The 10,861-nt window shown below is 72.0% G+C and carries 11 protein-coding genes; 5 read left to right on the top strand and 6 right to left on the bottom strand.

What is annotated here, in order from left to right:
- Nucleotides 1-56: 56 nt before the first annotated feature.
- Entirely contained in the window at nt 57-377 is a 321-nt protein-coding gene (locus ACWDZ4_RS28575; protein WP_451511272.1) for an ATP-binding protein, read from the bottom strand.
- Between the two features lie 135 nt (nt 378-512).
- On the bottom strand, nt 513-1,661 hold the full coding sequence (locus tag ACWDZ4_RS28580) for an adenosine deaminase (RefSeq protein ID WP_451511273.1): 1,149 nt from the start codon (nt 1,659-1,661) through the stop codon (nt 513-515).
- Between the two features lie 102 nt (nt 1,662-1,763).
- Between ACWDZ4_RS28580 and ACWDZ4_RS28585 the strand changes: the two genes are divergently transcribed.
- Nucleotides 1,764-2,555, top strand: coding sequence for an alpha/beta hydrolase (locus ACWDZ4_RS28585; protein WP_451511274.1), 792 nt, complete (start codon nt 1,764-1,766; stop codon nt 2,553-2,555).
- 212 nt (nt 2,556-2,767) lie between these two features.
- Here the strand turns inward: ACWDZ4_RS28585 and ACWDZ4_RS28590 are convergent, their stop codons facing one another.
- On the bottom strand, nt 2,768-3,043 hold the full coding sequence (locus ACWDZ4_RS28590; RefSeq protein ID WP_451511275.1) for a hypothetical protein: 276 nt from the start codon (nt 3,041-3,043) through the stop codon (nt 2,768-2,770).
- Nucleotides 3,044-3,123: 80 nt separating this feature from the next.
- On the opposite strand from ACWDZ4_RS28590, the gene ACWDZ4_RS28595 reads away from it, so the two are divergent.
- Entirely contained in the window at nt 3,124-4,224 is a 1,101-nt protein-coding gene (locus tag ACWDZ4_RS28595; protein WP_451511276.1) for a calcium:proton antiporter, read from the top strand.
- 47 nt (nt 4,225-4,271) lie between these two features.
- Here the strand turns inward: ACWDZ4_RS28595 and ACWDZ4_RS28600 are convergent, their stop codons facing one another.
- On the bottom strand, nt 4,272-5,225 hold the full coding sequence (locus ACWDZ4_RS28600; RefSeq protein ID WP_451511277.1) for a LysR family transcriptional regulator: 954 nt from the start codon (nt 5,223-5,225) through the stop codon (nt 4,272-4,274).
- A 62-nt stretch (nt 5,226-5,287) separates the two neighbouring features.
- On the opposite strand from ACWDZ4_RS28600, the gene ACWDZ4_RS28605 reads away from it, so the two are divergent.
- Together ACWDZ4_RS28605 and ACWDZ4_RS28610 are read left to right on the top strand one after the other, a co-directional pair.
- On the top strand, nt 5,288-6,604 hold the full coding sequence (locus ACWDZ4_RS28605) for an MFS transporter (protein ID WP_451511278.1): 1,317 nt from the start codon (nt 5,288-5,290) through the stop codon (nt 6,602-6,604).
- Nucleotides 6,605-6,708: 104 nt separating this feature from the next.
- Nucleotides 6,709-7,695 carry a sigma-70 family RNA polymerase sigma factor gene (locus ACWDZ4_RS28610; protein ID WP_451511279.1) on the top strand — a complete coding sequence of 329 codons (987 nt, stop codon included), beginning with the start codon at nt 6,709-6,711 and terminating at the stop codon, nt 7,693-7,695.
- A 278-nt stretch (nt 7,696-7,973) separates the two neighbouring features.
- On the opposite strand, the gene ACWDZ4_RS28615 is transcribed toward ACWDZ4_RS28610, so the two are convergent.
- Together ACWDZ4_RS28615 and ACWDZ4_RS28620 are read right to left on the bottom strand one after the other, a co-directional pair.
- On the bottom strand, nt 7,974-8,837 hold the full coding sequence (locus ACWDZ4_RS28615; RefSeq protein WP_451511320.1) for a tyrosinase family protein: 864 nt from the start codon (nt 8,835-8,837) through the stop codon (nt 7,974-7,976).
- 20 nt (nt 8,838-8,857) lie between these two features.
- The gene (locus ACWDZ4_RS28620; RefSeq protein WP_451511280.1) at nt 8,858-9,361 is read right to left on the bottom strand and encodes a tyrosinase family oxidase copper chaperone; all 504 of its coding nucleotides are present in this window, start codon (nt 9,359-9,361) and stop codon (nt 8,858-8,860) included.
- A 210-nt stretch (nt 9,362-9,571) separates the two neighbouring features.
- Between ACWDZ4_RS28620 and ACWDZ4_RS28625 the strand changes: the two genes are divergently transcribed.
- Nucleotides 9,572-10,855 carry a cytochrome P450 gene (locus ACWDZ4_RS28625; RefSeq protein ID WP_451511281.1) on the top strand — a complete coding sequence of 428 codons (1,284 nt, stop codon included), beginning with the start codon at nt 9,572-9,574 and terminating at the stop codon, nt 10,853-10,855.
- The last annotated feature ends 6 nt before the right edge of the window (nt 10,856-10,861 follow it).

The following is a 10,861-nucleotide window of genomic DNA, read 5'->3' on the forward strand; positions in this document are numbered from 1 at the left end:
GCACCGGATTCGGATCCGGTGCGCGCCCCTTCCGTGCGCGCTGTGCGGGTGCGGGCTCAGACGCCGGGCAGCGTGCCGCCCAGCAGGCCCCCGACCGGGTTGGTGTCGCTGTCCACCAGGGGGCTGGGCATGGGCGTGTGGGCGACGGTTCCGGCGAGCGCGTTCCGGCCGGCGGCCAGGGACTCGGGGGTTCCGGCGGGGAGCTTGTTGCCGGTCTCCTGTACGGGCAGTACCGAGGTCACCGTGGACAGCGCGGTGGCCACGTCGGGGACGGCCGGGGCGGCCTGCTCGGCCGCGGAGGCGCTGCCGACGGCGGCAGCGGCGAAGGCGGCACCGAGGGCGGCGGCACCGAGAGTCTTGGCGGCAAACTGCTTCATGAGGAAAACGTCCTTGCGACGGGGTGGGGTGGGTGAGCGGCTCTGCAAGCTAGCCACGCCCCGCCCCCGCCGCAAACACGCCGAGGCGGCCGGGAATTGTCGTTCCCGGCCGCCTCGGGAGCGGTGCGCTCGACGTCAGACGGAGGAAGATCCGCTGGTCGCGGCGGTCTGACGGAACAGCCATTCGGATTTCAGCTCGGCGTATCCGGGCTTGATCACGTCATTGATCATGGCGAGGCGTTCATCGAAAGGAATGAATGCTGATTTCATCGCATTGACTGTGAACCACTGCATGTCATCGAGCGTGTATCCGAAGGCGTCGACCAGGTGCTCGAACTCGCGGCTCATACTGGTGCCGCTCATCAGCCGGTTGTCGGTGTTCACCGTGGCCCTGAAGTGCAGCTTGCGCAGCAGCCCGATGGGGTGTGCGGCGTAGGAGTCGGCCGCGCCCGTCTGGAGGTTGGACGTCGGGCACATCTCCAGCGGGATGCGCTTGTCGCGCACGTACGCGGCGAGGCGGCCCAGCGTGACGCTGCCGTCGGCCGCGACCTCGATGTCGTCGATGATGCGTACACCGTGACCGAGCCGGTCGGCACCGCACCACTGGAGCGCCTGCCAGATGGAGGGGAGCCCGAAGGCTTCGCCGGCGTGGATCGTGAAGTGGTTGTTCTCGCGCTTGAGGTACTCGAAGGCGTCGAGGTGGCGGGTGGGCGGGAAGCCCGCCTCGGCGCCGGCGATGTCGAAGCCGGCGACGCCGTTGTCGCGGTAGCGGTTGGCGAGTTCGGCGATCTCCAGGGCGCGGGCGGCGTGCCGCATGGCGGTCAGCAGGGCGCCGACGCGGATGCGGTGGCCGTTCGCCTTCGCGCGGCGCTCGCCCTCGCGGAAGCCGTCGGTGACGGCCTCGACGACCTCTTCGAGGGTCAGGCCCTTTTCGAGGTGCTGCTCGGGGGCGTACCGGACCTCGGCGTAGACGACGCCGTCCTCGGCGAGGTCCTCGGCGCACTCGGCGGCGACACGGAAGAGCGCGTCACGCGTCTGCATGACGGCGCAGGTGTGCGCGAAGGTCTCCAGGTAGCGCTCCAGCGAACCGGAGTCGGCGGCCTCGCGGAACCAGATGCCGAGCTTGTCGGCGTCGGTCTCGGGAAGGGCTTCGTAACCCGCCTCGCGGGCGAGGTCGATGATCGTGCCGGGGCGCAGACCGCCGTCGAGGTGGTCGTGGAGCAGCACCTTGGGGGCGCGGCGGATCTGGCTCGCGGTGGGGGCGTTGAGGGTCTCGCTCGTCATCTGGGCACTCTAGCGCCTACGCGCGTAGATAGCGCCTGTCGATACGTAACAGTGACCCTGCGGACGGGTGGAGTACACCTGCGCTTCTGAGACTGTTCTGTCATGGCACAGCAAGCAAACCCGGTTTCCGGGGCCCGGTTGGGCCGGGCGGTCGGAGCGGTCGGAGCGGTCACGGCGGCCGGGGGCGGTGACCGCGCGGTGTGCGTCAACGGCGTCGTACTGCTGCTTCCGGCCGGCGAGCCGGTGTCGGGGCGCCGGCCCTCCCCGCTGGCGTACGCCGGTGTGCGGCCGCTGGCGCGGGCCCTGGCCGGGGCGGGGCGCGGCGACGGGCTCGTGGTCCATGCCGTGCGCTACCGGGGCCGCGGCTGGAACGGTGCGGACGCGCGGCTCGCGGCCGACGCGCGGTGGGCGGCGGACGAGGCCGTACGGCGCTACGGCGACGTACCGGTGTGTCTCGCGGGGATCGACATGGGCGGGCGCGCCGCGCTGCACGCCGCGGACCACGCGGCCGTCACCTCCGTGCTCGCGATCGCGCCCTGGCTGCCGGACGACGCCGCCGCGGCGGCCGAGGAGCCGGTGAAGCAGCTGGCCGGACGCCAGGTGCTGATCGTGCACGGCACGAATGACGAACGTACCGATCCCGAGCTGTCGTACCGGCTGGCCGAGCGGGCCAAGAAGGCGAACCGCGACATCTGCCGCTTCGAGGTCCACTCCGACGGCCACGCACTGCGCCAGCACCGCCCGGAAGTGCTGGCGCTGGCGGCCGACTTCGTCCTGGGCACGCTCTTCGGCCGCGGGTACGCCCGGCCGGTGGCCGACGCCTTCGCCGCGCCGCCGCCGCTGGGACTGCGGATGCCGCTCGCCGCCGGCTTCGGGCGGGCGCTGCGGCGGTAGGCGGCGGGCGGGCCCGATTCCGCTGCGCGGGGCTTTCCCCGGCCCCCTTCCCGAACCGTGGCAGGCCCTGGGCCCCGGACGCCCTTCGGCGTTGCCCCCGATCGCCGGACGGGCTTGACCTCGCCGCGCGGGGCCGGAAAACCCGGCCCCTCCGGCGACCGGGGAGCGGGGTCCGGGGCGGAGCCCCGGTTCGGGAACCCGCCGGGCGCCGTTCACGCTTCCGGCGGTGAGACCTCGGCGATCCAGCCGTACGGCAGCTCGCCGCCGTCCAGCGTGATCGCCTCCACCGTGCGCGTGCGGGGGTCGATGTCGGCCGCCACGCCGTCGCCCTCGTAATGGGGGTAGCCCGACACGCTCGTTTCGCCCGTCGCCTCCACGACCGCCGTGCGCAGCGTGGATCCGTGGTCGGGGTGGCCGGCGGCATCGGCCGCCCGGGGCTTGATCTCCACCGTGTAACGGGCGGGGGGCGGAGTGGTGGGAGTAGGCATGGCATCGACGCTAGCGCCGCCCGCACCCCCGTCCGCCGTACGACGCGCGCCCGGCACGAGGCTCTGTCAGGGTCGAAGGCATGATGCGTCTGGTCCGCGCCCGCGCGGCGCACTGGTCGACGACCGTGCCCGTACTGGCCGTCGTGCCGCTGGTCTTCACCTGGGGGCGGTCCGTGCCGGGGCCCGTGGTGGTGGTGCTCGCGTGTTTCCTGGCCGGTTCGGTGCTCGCGGCCGTCCACCATGCCGAGGTGGTGGCCCACCGGGTGGGTGAGCCGTTCGGCTCGCTCGTCCTGGCCGTGGCCGTGACGGTCATCGAAGTCGCCCTGATCGTCACGCTCATGGCCGACGGAGGCGAGAAGAACAGCTCGCTGGCCAGGGACACGGTCTTCGCCGCCGTGATGATCACCTGCAACGGCATCGTCGGCCTGTCCCTTCTCGTCGGTTCGCTCAAACGCAAGGTGGCGGTGTTCAACGCGGAGGGGACGGGCGCGGCGTTCGCGACCGTCACGACGCTGGCGGGGCTGAGCCTGGCACTGCCGACGTTCACCACCAGCGCTCCCGGTCCCGAGTTCAGCACGGCCCAGCTCGTCTTCGCGGCGTTCGCGGCCGTACTGCTCTACGGGCTGTTCGTGATGACGCAGACCTGGCGGCACCGGGACTACTTCCTGCCCGTCACCACCCGGGGCGAGGTGATCGACGCCGAGGAGCACGCCGATCCCCCGACCCGGCGGACCGCGCTGATCAGCCTGGGGCTGCTGGCCGTGTCGCTGGTCGCGGTGGTCGGACTGGCGAAGGGGGTCTCCCCGACGATCGAGGCGGGGGTGGCGGCGGCCGGGCTGCCCGCCTCGGTGGTGGGTGTCGTGATCGCGCTGCTCGTGCTGGCGCCGGAGTCGATCGCCGCCGTACGGGCCGCCCGGCGCGACCGGGTGCAGACCAGCCTGAACCTGGCGCTGGGATCGGCCATGGCCAGCATCGGGCTGACCATTCCGGCGGTCGCCGTCGCGTCCGTCTGGATGACGGGGCCGCTGCTGCTGGGGCTCGACGCCGCCCACATGGTGCTGCTCGCGCTCACCGTGGCCGTCGGCACGCTGACCATCGTGCCGGGGCGCGCCACTCCCCTGACGGGCGGCGTGCACCTGTCGCTGCTGGCGGCCTATCTGGTGCTCGCCGTCAGCCCGTGATCCGTACCGCGCCCGTACCCGTACGGGGCCTACTCCGCCTACTCCGCCTACTCCGGCAGCAGGTGGCCCCGGCGGGACAGCAGGAAGCGCTTGAAGGCCGCCACCGGCGGTGTGTCCGGGTGGCCGTCCAGCCAGGCGACACCGATCTCGCGTGCGGCGCGCGGGGCCGTCACCGTCAGCTCCCTGACGCCGGGGCGGGCCACGGCGGGCGGCGGCAGCAGGGCGACGCCCAGACCGGCCGCCACCAGGCCGCGCAGGGTCTCCGCCTCCTCGCCCTCGAACGCGACGCGCGGCTTGAAACCCGCCTCGGCGCACAGGTCGTCGGTGATGCGGCGCAGTCCGTAGCCGGGTTCGAGGGTCACGAACGCCTCGTCGGCCGCCTCCATGAGACGCACCCGCTTGCGGGTGGCCAGGCGGTGGTCGTCGGGGACGACCAGGCGCAGCCGCTGCTCGTCGAGGCGGCGGGCGACCAGGTCGGGGGCGTCGGGGACGGGTGAGGTCAGGCAGAGGTCGAGGTCGCCGGCGCGCAGCCGCTCGATCATGGCTTCGCCGTAGTTCTGGACGAGCTGGAAACGTACGCGCGGGTGGTCCACGCGGAAGGCCCGGATCAGGGCGGGGACGGTCTCGGAGCCCATGGTGTGCAGGAAGCCGAAGGCGACCTTGCCGGTCGCGGGGTCGGCGTCGGCCCGTACCGAGTCCGCGGCCCGCTCGACCTCGGCCAGCGCGCGCTCGACGGTGGTGAGGAAGGTGCGGCCGGCGGGGGTGAGGGAGACGGTGCGGCCCTTGCGGGCGAACAGGGCGACGCCGAGGTCCTCCTCCAGCCTGACCATGGCGCGCGAGAGCGTCGACTGGGGGACGGCCAACTCGTGGGCGGCGCGGGTGACGTGCTCGTGGCGGGCGACGGCCGCGAAGTACGCGAGGCGCGGCGCGAGTACCTGCTGGATGTCTTCTTCGTAACTGCTGGGTGACAGACGGGGGCGTGAGCTGGGGTTATGCACCATGGGATCGATTATCTGGGGTTTGTGCATTGGACGCATGAACCTGCTGTGTCTACGTTCGATGCATGCCTCCTGCAAGTACCAAGGCGTCCACCACCCCTGTGGACGCCGACGCCGTTGTTGTCGACACCGACTCCCGTCTCGCCCCCTCCTCCCCCGGCTACCGCCGCATGAGTTTCGCGCTCTTCGCCGCCGGGATGGCGACCTTCGCCCTCCTCTACTCCACCCAGGCGCTGCTGCCGCTGGTCTCCGCCGACTTCGGCGTGAGCGCGAGCGCCGCCAGCTGGACGGTCTCGGCCGCCACGGGCGCGCTGGCCCTCTTCGTACTGCCGCTGAGCGCGCTCTCCGAGCGCTTCGGGCGCAGCCGGATGATGACGGTCTCGCTGGCGGTCGCCGTCGTGGTCGGGGTGCTGGTGCCGTTCGCACCCTCGCTGGAGTGGCTGGTGGCGCTGCGCGCCGTGCAGGGCGCCGCGCTGGCCGGTCTGCCGGCCTCCGCGATGGCCTACCTCGCGGAGGAGGTACGGCCGAAGGCGCTGGTCGCCGCGATCGGACTGTTCGTCGCCGGTAACTCGATCGGGGGAATGAGCGGCCGTATCGTCACCGGCTGGGCGGCCCAGTTGTGGGGCTGGCGCGCGGCGCTCGCCGCGGTCGGCCTGCTGGCCGTGGTGTGCGCGGTGGTGTTCCGGCTGATGCTGCCGAAGGCCCGCCACTTCACGCCCGGTTCGCTGAACCCGCGGGCGCTGGCGAAGACCGTACGCGGCCATCTGGCCGACCCGCTGCTGCTGCGGCTGTACGCGATCGGCGCCCTCTTCATGACGGTCTTCGGCGCCGTCTACACGGTGATCGGCTACCGGCTGGCAGAAGCCCCCTTCAGCCTCCCGCAGGGCGTCATCGGCTCGGTCTTCCTGGTCTACCTGGTCGGTACGGTCTCCTCCGCGGCGGCCGGGAAGCTGGTCGCCCGCACGGGCCGCCGGGGCGCGCTGTACCTGGCGGTGTCGACGACCGCGGCCGGTCTGCTGCTCTCGGTGGCCGACGCGCTGGGCGCCGTGCTGGCGGGTCTGGTGCTGATCACCGCCGGGTTCTTCGCGGGGCACGCGGTGGCGTCGTCCTCGGTGAGCCGTACGGCGAAGACCGGGCGCGCGCAGGCGTCCGCGCTCTACCAGTCGGCGTACTACCTGGGCAGCAGCGCCGGCGGCACGCTCGGCGCGGTCGCCTTCCACGCCGGGGGCTGGGGGGGCACGGTGCTCCTCGGCCTGGTCGCGGTGGGCGGCGTCGTGTCGATCACGCTGTACGGGACCCGGGTGGCCAGGGTCGAACAGCGGCAGCTCGTGGCGGTGCGGACGCGCCGGACGCCTCGGGCGGGCGGCGCGGCGCGGGCCTGAAGTCCGTTCGGCCGTACCGGTTTTCGCAGCCCGGCCCTGATGGTCAGTGGCGTCCGGTAACTTCCGGAGTGCTGGTGCCAAAGGCGGCGAGTGGGGTGGACCCGATGAACGATGTCGTGACGACGCAGGACCTGGATTCCCGGCTGGAGAAGCACCGGACCGAGCTGACCGGTTACTGCTACCGGATGCTGGGATCCGCCTTCGAGGCGGACGACGCCGTGCAGGACACGATGGTCCGGGCGTGGCGGAGCTTCGACAAGTTCGAGGGGCGGTCGTCGCTGCGCTCGTGGCTCTACCGCATCGCGACGAACGTGTGCCTCGACATGCTCAACGCGGGCAACCGCAGGGCCCGCCCGATGGACCTCACCGCCGCGACGCCGGTGGCCCGGGCCGCGCTCAACGCCCGGCCCGAGATCACCTGGCTGGAGCCGGTGCCGGACGGGCGGGTGCTGCCCTCGGTGGCCGACCCGGCGGAGACGGCCGTGTCGCGCGAGTCCGTGCGCCTCGCGTTCGTCGCCGCGCTCCAGCACCTGCCGCCGAAGCAGCGGGCGGTGCTGATCCTGCGCGAGGTGCTGGCCTGGAAGGCGAGCGAGGTCGCGGAGCTGCTGGAGACCTCGGTCGCCTCGGTCAACAGCGCGCTCCAGCGGGCCCGGGCGACGATCGCCGAGCACGGCTCGCGGGAGACGGACACGGCCGACCCGCTGGACGAGGAACAGCAGAAGCTGCTGGAGCGGTACGTCGCGGCCTTCGAGGGGTACGACATGGCCGCCCTGACCGCGCTGCTCCACGAGGACGCGACGCTGTCCATGCCGCCGTACGACCTGTGGCTCCAGGGCCACGACAACATCGTCGGCTGGATGCTGGGCGTCGGCGAGGTCTGCCGGGGCTCCAGGCTGGTGCCGGTCGTGGCCAACGGCACGCCGGCCTTCGCCCACTACCACCCGAGCCGGTCGGGCGACGGAAGCTTCGACCCGTGGGCGCTCATGGTCATCGAGATCGTGGACGGGAAGGTCAGCGGGATCACGTCCTTCCTGGACACGAAGCGGTGGTTCCCGCTCTTCGACCTGCCGGCGCGTCTCGAGAAGGAGTAGGGGCGGAAAGTACGCACGTTCCTGGTGCTCGCCTGCCTGGGCGGGGCTGGTGGTGACGGGGTACGGGCTGACGGTGCTGCTCGACGAGCCGAGGGAGGTCGGTTCCCCGGCCGACCGGGTCGCGCCGCAGGGCCCGCGACCGCCGGCGGTCCCGCCACCACAGCCGGCTTCCGACGGGAGCTGCTTCCATCCGCCGGCCGGCGACGGAGCGGGGTCCTTCACCGCCACCCTCACCGACTGCGCCGTCCCGGTGGCGGACCAGGGCAGCCGGGTGGCCGCTAGGCGTAGCGGTAGACGCGTGAATGGTCGAGGAGCTGCGCGGGCGCCACGTTCCACGGCGGCATCGGTTCGTGGAGGCTGAAGACCCGCCCGTGCTGCGGATCGGACGCGGGCAGCTTCTCGCGCGGCAGGTAGCCGGAGTCGGGGTGCGCCTTCTGCCAGCGGTCCCAGAGCAGGTCCAGGAAGGCGTGGTGGAGCCAGAAGACCGGATCGTTGGGCGAGGAGCCGCTCATCATCAGGCCGCCGACCCAGCGGTGGACCCGGTTGTGGTTGTGCGTCCTGGTGGCCGACCCTTTGGCTCCCCAGCCCTCCAGCTTGTTCCGGAAGCCCTTGGTGGTGGTGGAGTCCCACGGCGCCGCGTCGTAGAGCGGGTCGCGCAGCGCGCGGTCCACGTCCTGCCGGGTGGGCAGGGAGACCGGGGCGGAGGGCCGTCCCAGGTTGCGGGTGAGGAAGTTCCGCTCGCCGATCCGTGCCGTGATGGTCCAGTTCCCGGTGGCGTAGGCGAACGGCCCCGTCGTCACCTGCCAGTCGCCGGACCGGCCGTTGCCCCCGAGGAAGTCCTCCGCCCACAGCGACGCGGCGGGGGTGTTGTCCTTCGTCCAGTCCCAGTACGGGATCGACACCCCCGGGTCGACGGCCTGCAGGGCGCGTTCGAGCTCCAGGAGGAACCTGCGGTGCCACGGGAGGAACGAGGGGCTCATATGGCTGGGACGCGGCCCGTCCTCGCCGTCGGAGACGTAGAACCGGCCGTGCAGCTTCACGAACTCGTCGTACCGGCCTGAGCGCTTGAGCTCCAGGAAGGCGCTGACCAGGCGCTTTTTCTCCGTACGGGTGAGATTCCGCTGGTTCTTTCGGGTGTACACCACTGTTGGCTCTCCCGGATTCAGAGGCTGTGCATGGGGGACACCGACAGCTGGGCGTCGCCCAGCTCGTCGACTGCGGCACGGGCCGCGGCGAGCAGTGTCGGGAACGACTCGTAGTGGTTGACCACGCTCAGATAGCTGCCGTCGGCGCGCCGCATGACGTGCAGCGGCCGGCCGTCGATGCGTACCTCGACGTCGTCCGGCAGGGCCGCGACGGTCATGGCGTCGCCGGCGTGTCCCGGGTGGGCGGCGGCCCCGCCGGCCCGTCTCACGGGCGCCGGGCCCCTGGCCGTCCCCTGGAGGTGCCGGCCCCGGTAGGTCTCGGTGAACCGCTCCGGTGCGGGGGCCGGGCCGTTCGCCCGGGGCGGGCGGGTTCCGGTCCCCGGCCTCCTGGCGAGGATCGGAGCGAGCGCCCCCGCCGTGCCCGCGATCACGCCCGCCGCGAAGACGGTGCGCAGCAGGACGCGGCGCGTCAGGGAGCCCGCTCGTACGGTCGCCGCGGTCCTGCGCGTGATCAGTCCCATGCCGGGCACCTCTCGTCCTCCGTGTCGGTCCGCTCCCGCGGTGTGCGTGCTCCGTCGTGGACAACGACCCGACGGCGAAACGGTTCTCGCTTCGCAGACACGCCGTTTTCGCACAAGAACGAGCTGGACGCACATATCAGGGCAAAGTTCACCTGTCCGCAGCAACCGGCCCGGGTCGGCACGGCCGCCCGCGCTTCAGAAGGGTGTGAGATGAAAATCCCGACGCAGGCGACCACGCAGCACATGCTGCGGGAGCAGAACGCCGATCTCGCCGATCCGTCGTTCTGGCAACTGCCGCGCTCCGAGCGGCTGAAGGCCTTCGCGCTGCTGCGCGGGCTCGACGCCCCGGTGCGTTTCGGAGAGGGTACGGGCGCCGGGCGCAAGGGCGGCAAGGGCTTCTACGCGCTGGTGAAGCACGCGGACGTGACGGAGGCGAGCCGGCAGCCCCGCCAGTTCGCCAGCGCTCCGGGCGTCACCACTCCGGAACCGGCCGCGTGGGCGAAGGCCGTGTTCGGGAACTCCATGGTCAACATGGACGGCCCCGAGCACGCCACGATGCGCAAGATCGTCTCCCGCGCCTTCACGCCGCGCCTGCTCGCCGCGGCGGAGGAGGACATCCACGACGTCGCCAGACGCGTGGTGGACGAGATGATCGCCCGGCGACCGCGTGACTTCGTCCCCTCGGTCGCCTCCCGCATGCCGTTCGAGGTCATCTGCAATCTGATGGGGATCCCGGAGCGCTACCGCCCGGAGATCGCCGACCGCGTCAACCACGCGTCCGAGAACGTCGGTGTGAACCGCGGTGTGCGCGCCAGGCTGCGGGTGCCCGGACGGGGGCTGCGCGCCTTGGCGCACATGCAGCTCGTCATGGCGAAACTCGCCCGTGAACGCCGCCGCCACCCCACCGGCGATCTCATCTCGGCGCTGGTGTGCGCGGACATCGACGGGCAGGCGCTCTCCTCCCGCCAGCTCGGCGCCTTCTTCTCCCTGCTGCTCGTCGCCGGGGTGGAGACCACGCGCAACGCGATCGCCCACGGGCTGGCGCTCCTGACCGACCACCCGGACCAGCGCGCCTTGCTGACGTCCGACTTCGAGCGGTACGCCGACGGGGCGGTGGACGAGATCGTCCGCCATTCGACGCCGATCATCCAGTTCCGCCGGACGGTCACGACCGAATGCGTCCTGGGGGGACGCGAGTTCCTCCCCGGAGAAAAGGTGGTGCTCTTCTACGCTTCGGCCAATCGCGACGAAGCGGTGTTCACGGATCCCGACGTCTTCGACATCACGCGGGACCCGAATCCCCATCTGGGGTACGGGGGCGGCGGGCCGCATTACTGCCTGGGGGCGCATCTGGCGCGCCAGGAGATGAAGGCCCTTTTCCATGAACTGCTCACCAGGCCGCGCGATCTGAGGTCGGTGGGAATTCCGGATCTGGTCGACTCGAACTTCGACAACCGCGTCCGGGCCCTGCCTTTCGCTTTCGACGTGTCCTGATCCGGC

The organism is Streptomyces sp. NPDC003016 (assembly GCF_053591455.1).